At 59.5% G+C, this 18,585-nt stretch carries 16 protein-coding genes; 8 read left to right on the top strand and 8 right to left on the bottom strand.

The features are described from left to right. The first annotated feature begins 1 nt into the window (after position 1). From pcaG to pcaC, 5 genes are all read left to right on the top strand, one after another. A complete protein-coding gene (pcaG, locus tag ACOYXE_RS16025; RefSeq protein ID WP_460926282.1) occupies positions 2-568 on the top strand; it encodes a protocatechuate 3,4-dioxygenase subunit alpha in 567 nt (188 codons plus the stop codon). Positions 569-764: 196 nt separating this feature from the next. After that, complete coding sequence (locus tag ACOYXE_RS16020; RefSeq protein ID WP_095049154.1) at positions 765-2,060, top strand: MFS family transporter; 1,296 nt, start codon at positions 765-767, stop codon at positions 2,058-2,060. Positions 2,061-2,106: 46 nt separating this feature from the next. Further along, positions 2,107-3,471 carry a 3-carboxy-cis,cis-muconate cycloisomerase gene (locus tag ACOYXE_RS16015; RefSeq protein ID WP_460926281.1) on the top strand — a complete coding sequence of 455 codons (1,365 nt, stop codon included), beginning with the start codon at positions 2,107-2,109 and terminating at the stop codon, positions 3,469-3,471. Positions 3,472-3,483: 12 nt separating this feature from the next. Next, positions 3,484-4,275, top strand: coding sequence for a 3-oxoadipate enol-lactonase (pcaD, locus tag ACOYXE_RS16010; RefSeq protein ID WP_160056426.1), 792 nt, complete (start codon positions 3,484-3,486; stop codon positions 4,273-4,275). 10 nt (positions 4,276-4,285) lie between these two features. Continuing rightward, positions 4,286-4,678: a 4-carboxymuconolactone decarboxylase gene (gene pcaC, locus ACOYXE_RS16005; RefSeq protein ID WP_025110738.1), complete on the top strand. Its 393-nt coding sequence runs from the start codon at positions 4,286-4,288 to the stop codon at positions 4,676-4,678. Positions 4,679-4,784: 106 nt separating this feature from the next. Here pcaC and ACOYXE_RS16000 read toward each other — a convergent pair whose 3' ends face one another. Both ACOYXE_RS16000 and ACOYXE_RS15995 read right to left on the bottom strand, forming a co-directional pair. After that, positions 4,785-5,588 (bottom strand): methyltransferase domain-containing protein, encoded by an 804-nt coding sequence (locus ACOYXE_RS16000; RefSeq protein WP_160056428.1) that lies wholly within the window; start codon positions 5,586-5,588, stop codon positions 4,785-4,787. Positions 5,589-5,865: 277 nt separating this feature from the next. Next, entirely contained in the window at positions 5,866-7,125 is a 1,260-nt protein-coding gene (locus ACOYXE_RS15995) for an OprD family porin (protein WP_160056430.1), read from the bottom strand. A gap of 484 nt (positions 7,126-7,609) precedes the next feature. Between ACOYXE_RS15995 and ACOYXE_RS15990 the strand changes: the two genes are divergently transcribed. Continuing rightward, on the top strand, positions 7,610-8,098 hold the full coding sequence (locus ACOYXE_RS15990) for a hypothetical protein (RefSeq protein WP_160056432.1): 489 nt from the start codon (positions 7,610-7,612) through the stop codon (positions 8,096-8,098). A gap of 81 nt (positions 8,099-8,179) precedes the next feature. Here the strand turns inward: ACOYXE_RS15990 and emhC are convergent, their stop codons facing one another. From emhC to emhA, 3 genes are read right to left on the bottom strand one after another with little or no spacing between them, the layout of a single operon-like run. After that, positions 8,180-9,640 carry an efflux RND transporter outer membrane subunit EmhC gene (gene emhC / locus ACOYXE_RS15985; RefSeq protein WP_160056434.1) on the bottom strand — a complete coding sequence of 487 codons (1,461 nt, stop codon included), beginning with the start codon at positions 9,638-9,640 and terminating at the stop codon, positions 8,180-8,182. Further along, a complete protein-coding gene (gene emhB, locus ACOYXE_RS15980; protein ID WP_460926280.1) occupies positions 9,637-12,786 on the bottom strand; it encodes an efflux RND transporter permease subunit EmhB in 3,150 nt (1,049 codons plus the stop codon). Before emhB ends, emhC begins: the two co-directional genes overlap by 4 nt. Before the next feature lie 3 nt (positions 12,787-12,789). Beyond that, complete coding sequence (gene emhA / locus ACOYXE_RS15975; protein WP_064393040.1) at positions 12,790-13,947, bottom strand: efflux RND transporter periplasmic adaptor subunit EmhA; 1,158 nt, start codon at positions 13,945-13,947, stop codon at positions 12,790-12,792. Positions 13,948-14,213: 266 nt separating this feature from the next. Between emhA and emhR the strand changes: the two genes are divergently transcribed. Beyond that, positions 14,214-14,846 carry an efflux system transcriptional repressor EmhR gene (gene emhR, locus ACOYXE_RS15970; RefSeq protein ID WP_077571468.1) on the top strand — a complete coding sequence of 211 codons (633 nt, stop codon included), beginning with the start codon at positions 14,214-14,216 and terminating at the stop codon, positions 14,844-14,846. 387 nt (positions 14,847-15,233) lie between these two features. Here the strand turns inward: emhR and ACOYXE_RS15965 are convergent, their stop codons facing one another. From ACOYXE_RS15965 to ACOYXE_RS15955, 3 genes are read right to left on the bottom strand one after another with little or no spacing between them, the layout of a single operon-like run. Continuing rightward, positions 15,234-16,283 carry an alkene reductase gene (locus tag ACOYXE_RS15965; RefSeq protein ID WP_160056438.1) on the bottom strand — a complete coding sequence of 350 codons (1,050 nt, stop codon included), beginning with the start codon at positions 16,281-16,283 and terminating at the stop codon, positions 15,234-15,236. A 28-nt stretch (positions 16,284-16,311) separates the two neighbouring features. Continuing rightward, positions 16,312-17,478 carry an MFS transporter gene (locus ACOYXE_RS15960; RefSeq protein WP_460926279.1) on the bottom strand — a complete coding sequence of 389 codons (1,167 nt, stop codon included), beginning with the start codon at positions 17,476-17,478 and terminating at the stop codon, positions 16,312-16,314. A gap of 34 nt (positions 17,479-17,512) precedes the next feature. After that, complete coding sequence (locus ACOYXE_RS15955) at positions 17,513-17,815, bottom strand: ArsR/SmtB family transcription factor (protein ID WP_007917068.1); 303 nt, start codon at positions 17,813-17,815, stop codon at positions 17,513-17,515. 169 nt (positions 17,816-17,984) lie between these two features. Here ACOYXE_RS15955 and ACOYXE_RS15950 point away from each other — a divergent pair, with 169 nt between their 5' ends. Beyond that, positions 17,985-18,569 carry an acyl carrier protein phosphodiesterase gene (locus ACOYXE_RS15950; protein ID WP_137218057.1) on the top strand — a complete coding sequence of 195 codons (585 nt, stop codon included), beginning with the start codon at positions 17,985-17,987 and terminating at the stop codon, positions 18,567-18,569. Positions 18,570-18,585 lie beyond the last annotated feature (16 nt).

Here is an 18,585-nt window from a genome sequence, read left to right as displayed (position 1 = left end):
GATGACGCTGACTGCGACCACGTCCCACACCGTCGGGCCGTATTACCACATCGGCCTGACCTGGCTGAACCGCGAAAACCTCACCGTCGAGCAAGCCCTCGGCGAGCGCGTGGCGATCACCGGGCAGGTGGTGGATGGCAACGGCGATGTCGTCAACGACGCCATGCTCGAAGTCTGGCAGGCGAATGCCGCCGGCAAGTATGACCATCCGGAAGACGAGCAGGACAAACCGCTCGATCCGCACTTTGAAGGTTTCGGCCGGGTGCCGGTGGATGCGGAAGGGCGCTTTCGTTTCACCACGATCAAACCGGGCACGGTTGAAGGGCTGAAAGGCTCGACCCAGGCGCCGCACTTGGTGGTATTGGTTTTTGCCCGTGGCTTGGTCAAGCACTTGCTGACGCGGATCTACTTTGAGGGCGAGCCGGCGAACGTCGATGATCCGTTGCTCGAATGTGTGCCGGCCGAGCGTCGTAGTACGTTGCTGGCCAAGCAGGACGCCTCGGGTGTTTACCAGTGGAATGTGATTCTGCAGGGCACTGATGCCGAGACAGTGTTCTTCGATTATTAATAGATCACCACCATCCCCTGTGGGAGCGAGCCTGCTCGCGAAAGCGGTGGGTCAGCCAACATAAATGTTGACTGACACTCCCTCTTCGCGAGCAGGCTCGCTCCCACAGGGGAGAACTGTGTTGCAGATGGAACTGTGGAACGGGACTGTTGCAAAGTATGTCTAGACTCTCACTGTCCCTATCGAGTGAAAAACAATGACAACCACCACCTCCCATTACACCGGTGAAGAGCGCAGCAAGCGCATCTTTGCCATTGTCGGCGCCTCGTCCGGCAACCTCGTCGAATGGTTCGACTTCTACGTCTACGCCTTCTGCGCGATCTATTTCGCCCCGGCGTTTTTCCCCTCCGACAACCCGACGGTGCAACTGGTCAACACCGCTGGCGTGTTCGCCGCCGGCTTCCTGATGCGCCCGATTGGTGGCTGGATTTTCGGTCGCGTGGCCGACAAGCACGGGCGCAAGAATTCGATGCTCATCTCGATTCTGATGATGTGCTTCGGCTCGTTGCTGATCGCCTGCCTGCCGACCTATAAGGACATTGGCGTCTGGGCGCCGGTCCTGCTGTTGTTCGCACGCTTGCTGCAGGGCCTGTCGGTCGGCGGCGAGTACGGCACCACCGCGACTTATATGAGCGAAGTCGCCCTCAAGGGCCAGCGCGGATTTTTCGCCTCGTTCCAGTACGTGACCTTGATCGGCGGGCAACTGCTGGCCGTGTCGCTGGTGGTGGTTCTGCAGCAATTCCTCACCGAAGAAGACCTGCGCGCCTACGGCTGGCGGATTCCGTTTGTGGTCGGTGCGGTGGCGGCATTGATTTCGCTGTTCCTGCGTCGCAGCTTGAAAGAAACCACCAACAAGGAAACCCGCGCGCACAAAGACGCCGGCAGCATCAGCGCACTGTTTCGCGATCACAAAGCCGCGTTCATCACCGTGCTCGGTTACACCGCCGGTGGCTCGCTGATTTTCTACACCTTCACCACCTACATGCAGAAGTATCTGGTGAACACCGCCGGCATGCACGCCAAGACCGCCAGCTACATCATGACCGGCGCGCTGTTCCTGTATATGTGCATGCAGCCGCTGTTCGGCATGCTCGCCGACAAGATCGGCCGACGTAACTCGATGCTCTGGTTCGGCGCGCTTGGTACGCTGTTTACCGTGCCGATTCTGTTGAGCCTGAAAAGCGTCAGCAGTCCGTTCCTTGCCTTTGTGCTGATCACCGTGGCGCTGGCGATTGTCAGTTTCTACACCTCGATCAGCGGTCTGGTGAAAGCCGAGATGTTCCCGCCGGAAGTCCGCGCCCTCGGCGTTGGTCTGGCTTATGCGGTGGCCAACGCGATCTTCGGCGGTTCGGCGGAATTCGTCGCGCTGAGCTTGAAGAATATCGGCATGGAAAACTCCTTCTACTGGTACGTGACGGCGATGATGGCGATCGCCTTCCTGTTCAGTCTGCGCTTGCCGAAACAGGCGGCGTATTTGCACCACGATCTCTAACCCGATGCGCGCGGGCCGTGATGGCCCGCGCCGGCAAGGACTGTTTATGACTCAGCGACCGGGCAATCAATTGTTCGATGCCTATTTCACTGCCCGCAATATGCGCGAAGTGTTCTGCGATCAGGGCCGCGTGCAGGCGATGCTCGACTTCGAAGCGGCGCTGGCCCGGGCCGAGGCGCGGGTTGGTCTGATTCCTTCTGCGGCTGTCGCACCGATTGCAGCGGCGTGTAACGCGGGGTTGTATGACTTCGCGGCGCTGGGCGAGGCGATTGCCACGGCCGGCAATTCAGCGATCCCGCTGGTCAAGGCGTTGGGCAAACAGATTGCCTCCACCGATGCAGAAGCCGAGCGTTACGTGCATTTGGGCGCGACCAGTCAGGACGTGATGGATACCGGGCTGGTGCTGCAATTGCGTCAGGCGCTGGAGTTGATTGAAAGCGATTTGGCGCAACTGGCTGACTCTCTCGCTGTTCAAGCACAACGCCATGCGGCGACGCCGTTGGCCGGACGCACCTGGCTGCAACACGCGACGCCGGTGACCCTCGGCATGAAAATCGCCGGATGGCTGGGCGCAGTGACTCGCAGCCGTCAGCGCTTGCGTGAACTCAAGCCGCGTTTGCTGGTGCTGCAATTCGGTGGCGCGTCCGGGACCCTCGCCGCGTTGGGCGAACAGGCGTTGCCGGTCGCAGAAACCTTGGCCGAAGAACTGCAACTGAGCTTGCCCGAGCAACCGTGGCACACCCAGCGTGATCGCGTGGTGGAGTTCGGCGCGGTGCTCGGTTTGATCGCCGGCAGCCTCGGCAAATTCGGCCGCGACATCAGTCTGTTGATGCAGACTGAAGCGGCTGAGGTGTTTGAGCCATCGGCGCCGGGCAAGGGTGGTTCGTCGACCATGCCGCACAAACGTAATCCGGTCGGCGCGGCGGTGTTGATCGGCGCCGCGACGCGGGTGCCGGGTTTGGTCTCGACGCTGTTCAGCGCGATGCCGCAGGAACATGAACGCAGCCTCGGTTTGTGGCATGCCGAATGGGAAACCTTGCCGGAGATTTGCTGCCTGGTTTCCGGTTCGCTGCAACAGGCGCGCTTGCTCGCCGATGGCCTGGAAGTCGATGCCGAGCGCATGGGCCGAAACCTTGATTTGACTCAGGGGCTGGTGCTGGCCGAAGCCGTGAGCATCGTCCTCGCCCAGCGGGTCGGCCGCGACACCGCGCATCATCTGCTTGAGCAATGCTGCAAACGCGCGGTGGCCGAGCAGCGTCATTTGCGCGCCGTGCTGGGTGACGAACCGCAAGTGACCGCCGAGCTGAGCAATGCTGAACTCGATCATCTTTTGAACCCCGCCCATTACCTCGGTCAGGCGAAAACCTGGGTCGAGCGCGCGGTGGCCGAACACAACGCATTGTCTGACTGAAAGGAGAGGGCTGTGGCTTTCGTTCAACTCGCCGATGGCGAACTGCACTATCAAATCGAGGGCCCGGTCGATGCACCGGTGCTGGTGTTGTCCAATTCGTTGGGCACTGATCTGCACATGTGGGACGCGCAGATGCCAGCGTTCACCGAGCACTTTCGCGTGCTGCGTTTCGATACCCGTGGCCATGGCCAATCGCTGGTGACGCCGGGCCCGTACAGCATTGAGCAACTGGGGCATGACGTGCTCGGCTTGCTCGATGCTCTGCACATTGACCGTGCGCATTTTTGCGGACTGTCGATGGGCGGCCTGATCGGCCAGTGGCTGGGCATCAATGCCGGTCATCGTTTGAACAAGCTGATCGTCTGCAACACGGCGGCAAAAATCGGCGATCCGTCGGTGTGGAATCCACGCATCGAAACCGTGCTGCGCGACGGCGCTGCGGCGATGGTTGCCCTGCGTGACGCATCGATTGCCCGTTGGTTTACTCCGGACTTTTCGGCGGCGCATCCGGCAGCGGCCAAGCAGATAACCGACATGCTCGCGGCCACTTCGCCTGAGGGTTATGCGGCCAACTGCGCAGCGGTGCGTGATGCCGATTTCCGCGAGCAACTGGCGTCGATCAACGTGCCGTTGTTGGTGATTGCCGGCACCGAAGACGCGGTGACACCGCCGTCTGGTGGGCACTTTATTCAGGAGCATGTACGCGGTGCCGAATACGCCGAGTTTTATGCGGCGCATTTGTCCAACGTGCAGGCTGGCGCAGATTTCAGTGATCGTGTCTTGGCGTTTTTGCAGGCTAAGTGAGGAAGTTTTTGTGGACGAGAAACAACGTTACGACGACGGCATGCAAGTGCGCCGCGCAGTGCTGGGTGATGCGCATGTCGATCGCAGCCTGACCACGCTGACCGAGTTCAACTCGGAGTTCCAGGAGATGATCACCCGGCATGCCTGGGGCGATATCTGGACGCGCCCGGGCTTGCCTCGGCATACCCGCAGCCTGATCACTATCGCCATGCTGATTGGCATGAACCGCGAAGGTGAGTTGAAACTGCATCTGCGTGCGGCGGCCAATAATGGCGTGAGCCGGGGCGAGATCAAGGAAGTGATCATGCAGAGTGCGATTTATTGCGGGATCCCGGCGGCGAATGCGACGTTTCATCTGGCTGAATCGGTGTGGGATGAGCTAGGAGTCGAATCCCGGGAATAGTCGTTGGCCGGGCTGACGCCATCGCGAGCAGGCTCACTCCTACATTTGGAATGCGTTCTCCTGTAGGAGTGAGCCTGCTCGCGATAGCGATAGTGGCCGCGACAAATCAGACGGTGGCCACAATAAATATCCGCTTGAACGCAAACAACGTGTGCCCATTCGCCTCCTGCGGATAATGCTCATGCACCCGCATCAGATAGCGATAGATAAACCGCGCCTGTTCCTCTGAATCCAGCGCCTGCATCACCGGCCGCAGCGCCGAGACCTTCACCCAGTCATACACCGGCGATTTGCCGTCAACCACCTGCAACTGCTCGGTCTCCCAGATATCCAGCGACGAGGTCATTGGCGCGAGCAACCGGTAGTAGTCCTCCAGCGCCAACAACGGCCGCGCGGCCATGCGCTGGCGCAGTTCAGGTGTGCCCAATGGCGTGCCGCCAAGGCCACCGTCTTCAAGGGTGTCGAGCACCAGCCGATACCACAACGCATCGCGCCAGTCTGGCATGTGCGCCGCCAGACAACCGCCGGGGTTGATATGGCCGAGCAGGCGCGGCAGCAAGGTCTCATGGCCATCGATAAAATGCAGTACGGCGGCAGCGAACAGCAGATCCGCCGGCTGCTCCGGTTGCCAGTCGAGCAGATCGCAATGTTTCCACAACGCTTTGACCGGCAAACAGCGCGCTTCGGCGAGCATCTGCGCGGAGCTGTCGATCCCCTGCAACTGCGCGCGCGGCCAGCGTTTGGCCAACAATTGCGTAGCAATGCCGGTGCCGCAGCCAAGGTCGTAAATGCGTTGCGGGTTCGGCAGGTCCACACGGTCGAGCAGTTCATTGACCGGGCGTTGCCTGAGACGGGAAAACTGCTGGTACGCCTTGGCGTCCCAGTCGGGTGTTGCGAGACGAGAGATCATTGAGGTGGTCCTCCGGTGATCGTTGGTGTCTTCCGATGACAACCTGGCTCCCAGCTTGAGGACCGACTACGACGACGGAAGCGCAAAGGTGAAGCACCTGAGTCCTTCAGGTTTTGTCACTTTACCTGCCGACCGGCGAAGTGCCACTTCTCCTGACCAATGGCACAAAACCCCTGTAGGAGTGAGCCTGCTCGCGATAGCGGTGTGTCAGTCACTTTAAATGTCACTGATTAACCGCTATCGCGAGCAGGCTCACTCCTACAATTTTATGCGGTGTTTAGAGGAGGCTGATCGGGTAGCTGACGATGAGGCGGTTTTCGTCGAACTCGTTATTGCTGAAGTCCCGGCGCATGGTCGAGTTGCGCCATCTGACGTTCAGATCCTTCAGCGCGCCGCTCTGCACCGTGTAGCCCAGTTCCGATTCGCGACCCCATTCCTTGCCATCGGTGATCGTCCCGGTGTGTACGTTGTCGCCGCTGATATAGCGGTTCATCAGTGTCAGGCCGGGGATGCCCATGGCAGCGAAGTTGTAGTCGTGGCGCAACTGCCAGGAACGTTCCTGCGCATTGTCGTAGCTGGCGTTGTAGCTGTCGTTGGCCAGCGTGCCGCCGCTGGTGCCGTTGACCCGCATCCACGCGCTGTCGCCGGTGAGTTTCTGCAGGCCGACGTAGAAGGTGTTGCCGCCGTATTTGGCCGAGAACATGCCCGACCAGGTCTTGTTGTCGAGATCGCCGGCGCGGGCGCTGCCGTCATCCTTGCCGTAGAAGAAGCCGAGGTTGGCGCCCAGCGTCCAGTCGCCGAGCGGCTGGCTGTGGATCAAATTGACGTACTGCTGGCTGTAGATGTCCTTGAGTTCAGCATTCCACAGGCCGATCTGCGTACGTTTCTCGTTGAAAACGTATTCACCGCCCTGAAAGTTGAAGCGATCAGAAGTGAACGCCGCTTTGCCGGTCATCGACATGTCGCTCATGCTGCTGTCGTCGCGCGGGCTGTTGGCGCGGAACTGGCCGCCGTAAAGGGTCAGGCCGTCGATTTCCTTCGACGTGATCTGCCCGCCACGAAAGGTCTGCGGCAGCGAGCGGCCGTCGTCCGAACGCAGGATCGGCAGCACCGGCATCCACTCGCCGACCTTCACTTCGGTCTGCGAGAGTTTGGCTTTGAAGGCGACGTTGGTGCGGCCGAAGTTGTCCGCTGGGCGACCGTCATGGTCCAACGGCAGCAACGCCGTGCCGCCGGTGCCTTTACCGCCATCAAGCTTTACCGAATACAGGCCGAGCACGTCCATGCCGAAACCGACGGTGCCTTGGGTGAAACCTGATTTGGCGTCGAGGATGAAGCTCTGCGTCCACTCTTCAGCCTTGCCCTGAGCCTTGGTCGGGTTGGTGAAATTGCGGTTGATGTAGAAGTTGCGCAGGTTCAGGTTGACCTTGGCCCCTTCGATGAAACCGGCCTCTTCAGCCATAGCGGGCAGCGCCGCGCCGGCCAGGGCCAGGGCGATCAGACCGGGAAATGCGTAGGGCGCAGGGGAGGTTGTCATAGCTGGGGTCTCTCTTGTTTTTTTAAGGCGAACGGGTGCGCTGCGGCCGTTTTTTACGGTGCAGAAATGCGATGAATTCAGGGGGGAAGCGACGGCGGTCAGCCGGTCGGAGCAGGGCGCGGGAGCATGGTGTCGAACCTGTTGTTATTGGTTTTGTGGAGCGAATGGTGCGGGGGGCGGATGTTCGGATTCAATTGGGTAAAGCGGGTTCTGGGCGATTATCGAACGCAAGATTGAACTTGGTTTTTGGTCAATGGGGGGCCTTTTTCAGGCAAGCCTGTACAAACATACTTCTGGCAGGCAAAAAAGTTGCCAATCGTTGTTAGTGGCTGCTGGAATCATTATCTAATTAGATTTGCCAGCCCTATAGAAGTCATTTTGAATTGTCAACTGTCAGCTATGACAGTTGTAGGTGAGATTGCCGGGGTGTAGGTTTTGTTACTTGTAAGTGCATATTAAACTCTCGATGCGGGAAGGGCTTGCTATGAATAGCGTTCATGTTGGGTTAATTAAGAAATTCGGTGAAAATCTAAGCCAGGTCAGAGCTACAAGTGGTGATATTAACCTTCGAATTACCCGCGAGGGTCTACCGAGTGAAGAGCTGAAAACAGGATGGTTCAATTTCTATATTGAGAGTTGGCGTACTGTAGTCGAGGCTTATTTTGGAGAAGATACTGGCGAAAAGGTCCCAGCAGTGATGTTGCTGGCGAACCATAAGCTGGAGCAGAAGACCTACGAAATAAAAAATCCCTTCGACGATGATTGGCAGGTTAGCGCTATATTTGGTGCCGGCAGGCCTAATGGGGGAATTGCGGGGGATGCATTTGGTAAAGGTCTACTTAAAGTTCATCTTGTTGTTGATGATGCGGAAAAGCAGCGTATTGAAGGGACTTTTTCGTTTAATTATGTAGACGCTCTCGGGACCGTGGTTAAAGTGGAGGCTGAAAATTTCTGGGCAGAATTCAGAAAGTGATGTTTGTCTACTAAGTTTGGTTTTCTATTTTTGTAAAAAAAGGCCCGCCTAAATGGCGGGCTCTTTTTGTTCAACAGATGATCAGAACAACTTCATCTTCGGCGCTTCTTCTTTCAGCGGTTCGTTCTGCGCGGTTTGCGCATTCCAGCCACCGCCCAGGGCCTTGTACAGGTTGACCGCACTGGTCAGCTGCGCGAGGCGGTCGGTGATCAGTGCTTGTTGCGCACTGAACAGCTGGCGCTGGGCATCGAGGAAGGTCAGGTTGCTGTCGACGCCGATGCGATAGCGACGTTCGGCCAAACGGTAGTAATCCTGGTTGGCCTGAACGAAGTCACGCTGCGCTTGCAGCTGCTCGGTGTAGGTCTGGCGCGCGGCCAGGCCGTCGGCGACTTCCTGGAAGGCCGTTTGAATAGACTTCTCGTAGTTCGCCACGCCAATGTCCTTCTGGATCTTGGCGGCGTCGAGGCTGGCGCGCAGGCTGCCGGCGTTGAAGATCGGCAGGTTGATCTGCGGCTGGAACAGCCACGTTCCCGAACCACCCTTGAACAGACCGGACAGATCCGGGCTCAGGCTGCCCGCGTTGGCGGTCAGGCTGATGCTCGGGAAGAACGCCGCACGGGCCGCGCCGATGTTGGCGTTGGCCGCTTTCAGGTTGTACTCGGCTTGCAGAATGTCCGGACGACGTTGCAGCAGATCCGAAGGCAGGCCCGGCGGAACGTCGCTGAGCAGGTCATCCGACAGCGGTTTGGCCGCTTGCAGATTGGCCGGGATACCGGTGCCGAGCAGCAGGGTCAGGCTGTTTTCGTCCTGCGCGACCTGGCGGGTGTAACGCGCCAGTTGTGCCCGGGCGTTTTCCACCGAGGTACGCGACTGCGCCAGGTCCAGTGCCGAAGCGACACCGACTTCGTTGCTGCGGCTGGTCAGCTTGTAGCTTTCTTCGAAGGCACCGAGGGTGTCTTGCGTCAGCTTGAGCAGTTCCTTGTCCGCTTGCCAGGTCAGGTAAGCGTTGGCGACGCTGGCGACCAGACTGATCTGGGTGCTGCGACGTGCTTCTTCAGTAGCGAAGTATTGTTGCAACGCTTGCTCGCTCAGGCTGCGAACCCGACCGAACAGGTCGAGTTCGTAAGCGCTGATGCCGACGGTGGCCGAGTACGAACTGGTGATGCTCGAATCACCGGTCTGTGAGGCACGGGCCGGAATCCGCTGACGGCTGCCGCTGGCATTGGCCGAAACTGCCGGGAACAGATCAGCGCGCTGGATGCGGTATTGAGCCGCATAGGCATCGATGTTCAGCGCCGCGACACGCAGGTCGCGGTTGTTTTCCAGCGAAACCTGGATCAGCTGTTGCAGCGCCGGGTCATGGAAAAACTGCTTCCAGCCTTGCTCGGCAGCGGCCTGCGCCGGTGCCTGGGCCGGCGAGTACGCCGGCCCCTGTGGGTACTGACCTGCGACCGGAGCCTCAGGCTGCTGATAGTCAGGTATCAGCGAGCAACCGCTCAGCACGAAGGCGGCGACTGCGATGGAGAGTAGCGACTTGCTCATTGGCCAGCCTCTTTAGGAGTTTCAGTAGCTTCATCCTCGTCAGCGATCTTACGCTGGCCGATGGACGAAACTGTAACGAAGAACAGTGGGACCCAGAAGATCGCCAGGATCGTGGCTGTGAGCATACCGCCAATCACACCCGTACCGATCGCATGTTGACTGCCCGAGCCGGCGCCAGTGGAGATCGCCAACGGTACAACACCGAGGACGAAGGCCAGCGAGGTCATGATGATCGGTCGCAGACGCATGCGGCAGGCTTCGATCGCCGCGTCACGCAGGCTGCGTCCCTGTTCATGCAGTTCCTTGGCGAATTCGACGATCAGAATGGCGTTTTTAGCCGCCAGACCGATGGTCGTCAACAGCCCCACCTGGAAGTACACGTCGTTGGACAGACCGCGCAGGCTGGTAGCGAGCAGCGCACCAATGATCCCCAGCGGTACCACGAGCATAACCGCGATCGGAATCGACCAGCTCTCGTACAGCGCCGCCAGACACAGGAACACCATCAGCAGCGACAGGGCGTACAGCGCCGGCGCTTGCGAACCCGACAGACGTTCCTCGTAGGACAGACCGGTCCAGGAGATACCGACACCGGCCGGCAGCTTCTTGGCAATCGCTTCGACTTCGGCCATCGCTTCACCGGTGGAATAACCCGGCGCTGGCGAACCGAGCACCTCCATCGCTTCCACGCCGTTGTAACGGGCCAGCTTCGGCGAGCCGTAGATCCACTCGCCTTTGGCGAACGCGGAGAACGGCACCATGGTCCCGGCGTTGTTGCGCACGTACCATTTCTTCAAGTCTTCAGGGCTCATGCGAGCACCGGCCTGACCTTGCACGTAAACCTTCTTCACGCGACCACGGTCGATGAAGTCGTTGACGTAGCTACTACCGAAGGAGATCGACAGCGTGCTGTTGATGTCGGTGAGGCTCAAGCCAAGGGCTTGGGCTTTCTCGTCGTCGATTTCCAGGTGGTATTGCGGTTCATCGTTCAGGCCGTTCGGACGTACCTGATAGAGCACCTTGCTCTGAGCGGCGAGGCCGAGGAACTGGTTACGCGCTTCCATCAGCTTGTCGTGACCGATACCGGCGCGGTCTTGCAGGAACACGTCGAAACCGGTGGCATTACCCAACTCCAGTACCGCGGGCGGGGCGAAAGCGAACACCATGGCATCGCGGAAACTGAAGAAGTGTTGCTGGGCACGTTGGGCCAGGGCAAACACGCTGTTGTCCGAGTTACGCTCGTCCCACGGCTTGAGCATGATGAACGCCAGACCAGAGCTCTGACCGCGACCGGCGAAGTTGAAGCCGTTCACGGTGAACACCGAGGACACCGCGCCTGCTTCTTTATCCAGCAGGTAGCTGCGCATTTCGTCGATCACCACCTGAGTACGCTCGGCACTCGAACCGGCCGGGGTCTGTACCTGGGCGAACAGGACGCCTTGGTCTTCTTCCGGCAGGAACGCGGTTGGAATACGCGTGAACAGCCAGATCATGCCGACCACGATCAACAGATAGGCCAGCAGGTACGGTGCTTTGCGCGACAGCATGTTGCCGACACCGCGCTCATAGCTCTGCACACCACGGTCGAAATTGCGGTTGAACCAGCCAAAGAAACCCTTCTTCGGCGTGCCATGCTCGCCTTTCGGAATCGCCTTGAGCATGGTCGCGCAAAGCGCCGGGGTGAAAATCAGTGCAACCAGAACCGACAGGGCCATGGCCGAAACGATGGTGATCGAGAACTGTTTGTAGATCACACCGGTGGAACCGCTGAAGAACGCCATCGGCAGCAATACCGCCGACAGCACCAGGGCAATACCGACCAGTGCGCCCTGGATCTGGCCCATGGATTTCTTGGTCGCCTCCTTCGGTGACAAGCCTTCTTCGCTCATCACCCGCTCGACGTTTTCCACCACGACGATGGCATCGTCCACCAGCAAACCGATGGCCAGCACCATACCGAACATGGTCAGGGTGTTGATGCTGAAACCGAACGCCGCGAGGATGCCGAATGTACCGAGCAATACCACCGGCACGGTCATCGTGGTGATGACGGTAGCGCGGAAGTTCTGCAGGAACAGGAACATCACCAGGAACACCAGCACGATCGCTTCGACCAGGGTTTCAACCACGCCTTTGATCGACTCGGTCACCACCGGGGTGGTGTCGTACGGGAACACCACTTCCATGCCTTGCGGGAAGAACGGCTTGAGGTCGTCAATCGTCTTGCGCAGCGCCTTGGCGGTGTCGAGGGCGTTGGCACCGTTGGCCAGTTTTACCGCCAGACCAGAAGCCGGGCTGCCGTTGAACTGTGCGGAAATGCTCGAGTTTTCACCGCCCAGACCGACGTCAGCGACGTCGCCGACACGCACTTGCGAGCCGTCCTGGTTAACCTTCAGCAGAATCGCCTTGAACTGCTCGGCAGTCTGCAGACGGGTCTTGCCGATGATCGTCGCGTTCAGCTGCTGGCCCGGCAACGCCGGCAAGCCGCCGAGCTGACCGGAAGACACCTGGACGTTCTGTGCCGAGATCGCGGTGCTGACATCGCCCGGGGTCAGGTTGTACTTGTTCAACTTGGCCGGGTCGAGCCAGATGCGCATCGCGTACTGGGCACCGAAGACCTGGAAGTCACCGACACCGGCGGTCCGCGAGATCGGGTCCTGCATGTTCGACACGATGTAGTTGGACAGGTCGTCCTTGGTCATGCTGCCGTCACGCGATACCACGCCGATGACCAAGAGGAAGTTTTTCACTGCCTTGGTCACGCGGATACCTTGTTGCTGCACTTCCTGCGGCAACAGCGGGGTGGCCAGGTTCAGCTTGTTCTGAACCTGCACCTGCGCGGTGTCGGAGTTGGTGCCCTGCTCGAAGGTCGCGGTGATGGTCATGCTGCCGTCGGAGTTACTTTCCGAGGATACATAACGCAGATTGTCGATACCGTTGAGCTGCTGCTCGATGACCTGGACCACGGTGTCCTGCACGGTTTGCGCCGAAGCGCCCGGGTAGGTCACGGAGATCGCAATGGCCGGCGGCGCAATGCTTGGGTATTGGTTGATCGGCAATTTCAGGATCGAAAGTGCCCCGACCAGCATGATCACCAGGGCAATTACCCAGGCGAAAATCGGACGGTCGATGAAGAATTTTGACATGGATTACTCCCCTTTGCCGCCGGCGGCTTTGTCAGCTGCCTGAGCGGGGGCCGGGTTCTTGTTGCCTACGTTAGTGGCTTCGGACGGGTTGACCTGAACACCCGGGCGTACGTATTGCAGCCCTTCGGTGATCAGACGATCGCCCGCTTTCAAGCCGTCTTCGATCAGCCACTGGCTGCCGACGGTACGGCTGGCCTTGAGCTGACGCAGTTCGACCTTGTTGTCGGCGCCGACGACCAGGGCGGTCGGGGTGCCTTTGAGGTCGCGGGTCACGCCTTGTTGCGGCGCCAGAATGGCCGCAGCGTTGACGCCGGCCTGCAACTGGGCGCGGACGAACATGCCCGGCAGCAGGGTGTGATCCGGGTTCGGGAACACGGCGCGCAAGGTCACGGAACCGGTAGTCGGGTCGACCGTGACTTCGGAGAATTCCAGCTTACCGTCGAGCTTGTATTGGCTGCCGTCTTCCAGGGTCAGTTTGACCGCTGCGGCGGTATCCCCGGACTTCTGCAGGCGACCGCTTTCCAGCTCGCGGCGCAGTTCCAACAGCTCAACCGAAGACTGGGTGACGTCGACGTAGATCGGGTCCAGTTGCTGGATCGTCGCCATCGCGTCGGTCTGGCCATTGCTGACCAGTGCGCCTTCGGTGACCGAAGAGCGGCCGATGCGGCCGGAGATCGGCGCGTAAACCTTGGTGTAACGCACGTTGATCTGCGCGGTCTGCAACGACGCTTCCGATTCCATGCGGTTGGCCACGGCGGTGTCGTATTCCTGGCGGCTGACGGCCTGCTCGTCGACCAGTTGCTTGTAGCGGTCGGAGATCGACTTGGTCGAACGCAAGTTGGCTTCGGCGCTTTTCAGGGTCGCTTCATAGACCGACGGATCGATCTGATACAGCTGCTGGCCGGCTTTGACATCGCCGCCTTCCTTGAACAGACGCTTGAGAATGATGCCGTTGACCTGCGGGCGAACTTCAGCGATGCGGAACGCACTGGTGCGGCCCGGTAGCTCGGAGGTGAGGGTAAAGGCTTGTGGTTGCAGGGTGACTACGCCGACCTGAGGCGGTGGAGCGGCCGGTGCCGCTTCTTCCTTTTTACATCCGCTGAGCAGCGATGCCAGGGCGACGGCAGTGACCAGAGCGGTAACAGCTGGCTTGAATTGCATGAAGATCCTCGGGTCAGGCGCGCAAAGAGCGCACAAGAAGTGTGTAAGGGTAAAAAAAGGATACCGGGTGGATAAGTAGCTTGCTAAGGAATATACTTACGTTCATGGTTGTTTGTAAATACCTTTGCCGCGTACCCGACCCGTTACAAAAGTCGTTGCAAGGTTTGAAATTGTAGGCCGGGGAGCCGATCCGCGAGAGATCGCCCCCTCTTTATTCAGCGGATATTCAGCCATCCCTGAAACATCCTGTTTGAGGTTTTACTGTCATGGTCCGTCGTACCAAAGAGGAAGCTCAAGAAACCCGTAGCCAGATTCTGGAAGCGGCGGAGAAAGCCTTTTATGAAAGGGGCGTCGCCCGTACGACGCTGGCCGATATTGCGACAATGGCCGGTGTTACGCGCGGTGCCATCTACTGGCATTTCAGCAACAAGGCGGATCTGGTCCAGGCCATGCTGGATTCGCTGCGTGAGCCGCTGGATGAATTGGCCAAGGCCAGCGAAAGTGAAGATGAGCTCGATCCGCTGGGCTGCATGCGCCAACTGCTGATTCATTTGTTTCATCAAGTTGCGCTGGACCCAAAAACCCGGCGTATCAACGAAATTCTGTTTCATAAGTGCGAGTTCACCGATGAAATGTGCGATCTGCGCCAGCAGCGCCGGGACGTCAGTCTCGATTGCAACGAGCGTATCGCTCTGACGTTGCGTAATGCGGTCAATCGCGGCCAATTGCCGGAAGATCTCGACACTGCCCGCGCGGCCATCAGCATTCACAGCTATATCGATGGCCTTCTGTATGGATGGCTTCTGGCGCCGGACAGCTTTGAGCTGCATGCCGAGGCCGAGCGTTGGGTCGATACAGGGTTGGATATGCTGCGCCTGAGCCCCAGCCTGCGCAAATGAAACAAAATGCGTAATTGGCACAGCTTATGTCAATTGGCCTGCTTTTATATACGGTTGCGGCGGGGAGTTTATACGTAGCGAGCTAGGCATTTTGTAGGGAATTTGTGTCTTCTGTGTGAATGAGTGTGAGCCGCTTGCCCTCACCCTGACCCTCTCCCAGAGGGAGAGGGTACTGATCGAGGTGTTCTTTCGAGATCCGCCGACCTGAGATATCAGGTCGAACTCCAGATTTGAAACGCACACAAATCGGCTCCCTCTCCCCTGGGAGAGGGCTGGGCGGGCGGCGTTCCGATGAGGGGCTACGTACTCAGCCGCGCAATCGCTCTCCAGGCGAACACAAAAAAGCCCCCGACTCACCACAAGTCGGGGGCTTTGTGTTTCTGCTTCTTACAGCGCTGGATAGTCGATATAACCGACCGGGCCTTTGCCGTAGAAGGTTTCCGGGTGCGCATCATTAAGCGGCGCATCAGCCTTCAAACGAGCCGGCAGATCCGGGTTGGCAATAAACGGCACACCAAACGCCACCGCGTCAGCCTTGCCACTCGCCAGCCACTCGTTGGCGCTGTCCTTGGTGAAACGTTCGTTGGCAATGTACGGGCCGCCAAACGCTTCTTTCAGTTGCGGGCCGAGGCTGTCGGCGCCTTCTTTCTCACGGGAGCAGATGAACGCGATGCCGCGTTTGCCCAGTTCACGTGCGACGTAGGTGAAGGTTTCTGCCAGGTTGTCGTCGCCCATGTCATGGGAGTCGGCGCGCGGTGCCAGGTGCACACCGACACGGCCAGCGCCCCAGACTTCGATCGCGGCGTCAGTCACTTCCAGCAGCAGGCGCGCACGGTTTTCCAGCGAGCCGCCGTAGTTGTCAGTGCGCTGGTTGGTGCTGCTTTGCAGGAACTGGTCGAGCAGGTAACCGTTGGCGCCGTGGATTTCCACACCGTCGAAACCGGCGGCCTTGGCGTTTTCGGCACCGGTGCGGTAAGCGTCGACGATGTCGGCGATTTCAGCGGTTTCCAGGGCGCGTGGGGTCGGGTAGTCGGCCAGTGGGCGAACCAGGCTGACGTGGCCCTTTGGCTGGATCGCGCTCGGTGCCACCGGCGCTTCACCGTTGAGGTACGAAGGGTGGGAAACCCGGCCGACGTGCCACAGTTGCAGGAAGATCTTGCCGCCCGCGCCGTGAATCGCTTTGGTCACATTGGCCCAGCCGCGCACTTGGTCGTTGGACCAGATGCCCGGGGTGTCCGGGTAGCCAACGCCCATTGGCGTTACCGAAGTGGCTTCGCTGAGGATCAGGCCAGCGGAAGCGCGCTGTACATAGTATTCAGCCATCAGCGCGTTCGGCACGCGACCTTCGTCGGCGCGGCAGCGGGTCAGCGGGGCCATGATGATGCGGTTGGCCAGCTCGACGTCGCCGAGTTTGATCGGATCAAAAATAGTTGCCATGTCTACAACCCTCGTAAGTGGAAAGTAATCAGTTAGTTGCAGGGGCCAGATCGGCATTGCCGTTCTGACGGAAAGTAATCAGGGTCACCAGCAGGGCGAGCACTGCCAGCGCGGCGGCTGCCAGCGGCACGCTGGTCAGGCCGTAGCCGTGGGCGATGACGCTGCCGCCAACCCAGGCGCCGAGAGCGTTGCCGACGTTGAACGCGCCGATGTTCAGGGTCGACACCAGATTCGGTGCGGCTTTGCCGAAGGTCACCACGTTGACTTGCAGCGCCGGTACGGCGGCAAAACACGCGGTGGCCCAGAGGAACAAGGTGATTTCAGTCGGGATCAGCGCGACGCTGGTCCAGGTCAGCACGGTGGAGACCACGGCCATGGCGATGAACACGCCGATCAGCGTGGCGGCCATGCCCTTGTCGGCGAGTTTGCCGCCGATGATGTTGCCGACGGTCAGGCCCAGGCCGATCAGCATCAGCGTCCAGGTCACGCCACGCGGTGACACACCGGTGACTTCGCCGAGCAGCGGGGCAACGTAGGTGAACAGGGTGAAGACGGACGCGGCGAACAGCGCGGTCATGCTTAGCGACAGCCAGATCCCGGCACCTTTAAGGGCGGCGAGTTCGGCGCGCATGTCGAGTTTTTCTTCGTCGCGCTTGGCCGGCAAGAAGCGGATCAAGCCGATCAGTGCGATCACGCCGATGACAGTCACCGCCCAGAAAGTCGAGCGCCAGCCGTATTGCTGACCCAGCGCAGTGCCCAGCGGCACACCGAGGACGTTGGCCAAGGTCAAACCGGTGAACATCAACGCCACTGCCGAAGCACGCTTGTTGGCCGGCACCAGATTGGCCGCCACCACCGAACCGATGCCGAAGAACGCACCGTGGCACAGCGCGGTGATCACACGGGCAAACATCAGCACGTTGTAGTCACTGGCAATCGCACAGAGCAGGTTGCCGACAATAAAGATGCCCATCAACGCCACCAGTGCAGCCTTGCGCGGCAGTCTGGCGGTGGCCATTGCCATGAACGGCGCACCGACCGCCACGCCGAGGGCGTAGCCGGCCACCAGCCAACCGGCGCCGGGGATCGACACACCGAGGTCGGCCGCCACATTGGGCAGCAAGCCCATGATGACGAATTCGGTGGTGCCGATGGCGAAGGCGCTCAAGGCGAGGATGAGTAGCGAGAGGGGCATGCAGGTTTCCTTGTCGGCTGACTGACGTTAAGGGTCAGAGCTCTTTACTGAGGGTGCTGAGGAACGCCTGGATCACGTCCTCGTTACGTTTGAAAAAGTGCCATTGTCCGGCCTTCTGGCTGCTGATCAGACCGGCGCGTTGCAACGTCGCGAGGTGTGCCGAAACGGTCGACTGCGACAGGCCGCAGCGTTGATCGATCTGCCCGGCGCAGATGCCGTACTCGTGGTTGTGCAACTGTTCCGGAAATTCGTTCTTCGGGTCTTTCAGCCAGTTGAGGATGTCTCGCCGTACTGGGTGTGCCAGGGCTTTTATTATTTCGTCGAGGTCGAGGTTCATGGCAGGTGCTCACAATGTGTACAACGCTATATCGCGATGTGGCGAAATATAAATCGTTAGATCGCGATACACCAATATGATTTTGATCTGACGCCAGCATAAATTGGTATATCGCGTTATAACGATACATGGGTGTATGGCTTATGGGCCGCAGTGCTAAGCTGCGCCCATGAACTATCTCGCACATTTACACCTCGGTGGCCAGCGCCCCGGGCAACTGCTCGGCAGTCTGTATGGCGATTTCGTCAAAGGTCGGCTGCAAGGGCAGTTTGCGCCGGAGGTGGAAGCGGCCATTCAACTGCATCGACGGATTGACGTGTTCACGGATCGCCATCCGCTGGTGGATATCGCTCTGGGGCGGTTTTCCGACACGCGGCGGCGTTATGCCGGGATCGTCCTGGATGTGTTTTTCGATCATTGCCTGGCGCGGGACTGGACGCTGTATGCCGATCAGCCGCTGGAGGTTTTCACCGCTGATGTGTATCGGGTGCTGACTCACGAACGGCAACTGCCCGAGCGACTGGCGAGGATTGCCCCGCACATGGTTGCCAATGACTGGTTGGGTTCGTATCAACAGTTTGAAGTGCTGGAGCAGGTGTTGCGCGGGATTTCGCGGCGGCTGAGCCGGCCGGAAGAGTTGGCGGGGGCGATGGAGGAATTGCGGCGGTTGTATGAGCCGCTGAGTGACGACTTCCGCTTGTTCTACCCACAACTCCAGGACTTCGCCCAAAACCCCCAGACACAGAAAATCTAATGTAGGAGTGAGCCTG

Source organism: Pseudomonas sp. MC6 (assembly GCF_054790575.1).
The sequence above is the reverse complement of the archived record's forward strand: the minus strand, read 5'-3'. Positions and strand labels throughout refer to the sequence as shown.

Excerpts from the sequence above, each read along its gene's own strand:
- emhA (WP_064393040.1), bottom strand. The coding sequence starts at position 13,947 with ATGCAATTCAAGCCAGCTGTTACCGCTCTGGTCACTGCCGTCGCCCTG.
- emhB (WP_460926280.1), bottom strand. The coding sequence starts at position 12,786 with ATGTCAAAATTCTTCATCGACCGTCCGATTTTCGCCTGGGTAATTGCC.
- pcaG (WP_460926282.1), top strand. The coding sequence starts at position 2 with ATGACGCTGACTGCGACCACGTCCCACACCGTCGGGCCGTATTACCAC.
- ACOYXE_RS16015 (WP_460926281.1), top strand. The coding sequence starts at position 2,107 with ATGACTCAGCGACCGGGCAATCAATTGTTCGATGCCTATTTCACTGCC.
- emhR (WP_077571468.1), top strand. The coding sequence starts at position 14,214 with ATGGTCCGTCGTACCAAAGAGGAAGCTCAAGAAACCCGTAGCCAGATT.
- ACOYXE_RS15995 (WP_160056430.1), bottom strand. The coding sequence starts at position 7,125 with ATGACAACCTCCCCTGCGCCCTACGCATTTCCCGGTCTGATCGCCCTG.
- emhC (WP_160056434.1), bottom strand. The coding sequence starts at position 9,640 with ATGAGCAAGTCGCTACTCTCCATCGCAGTCGCCGCCTTCGTGCTGAGC.
- ACOYXE_RS15960 (WP_460926279.1), bottom strand. The coding sequence starts at position 17,478 with ATGCCCCTCTCGCTACTCATCCTCGCCTTGAGCGCCTTCGCCATCGGC.
- ACOYXE_RS15955 (WP_007917068.1), bottom strand. The coding sequence starts at position 17,815 with ATGAACCTCGACCTCGACGAAATAATAAAAGCCCTGGCACACCCAGTA.
- ACOYXE_RS16020 (WP_095049154.1), top strand. The coding sequence starts at position 765 with ATGACAACCACCACCTCCCATTACACCGGTGAAGAGCGCAGCAAGCGC.
- ACOYXE_RS15950 (WP_137218057.1), top strand. The coding sequence starts at position 17,985 with ATGAACTATCTCGCACATTTACACCTCGGTGGCCAGCGCCCCGGGCAA.
- ACOYXE_RS16000 (WP_160056428.1), bottom strand. The coding sequence starts at position 5,588 with ATGATCTCTCGTCTCGCAACACCCGACTGGGACGCCAAGGCGTACCAG.
- ACOYXE_RS15965 (WP_160056438.1), bottom strand. The coding sequence starts at position 16,283 with ATGGCAACTATTTTTGATCCGATCAAACTCGGCGACGTCGAGCTGGCC.
- ACOYXE_RS15990 (WP_160056432.1), top strand. The coding sequence starts at position 7,610 with ATGAATAGCGTTCATGTTGGGTTAATTAAGAAATTCGGTGAAAATCTA.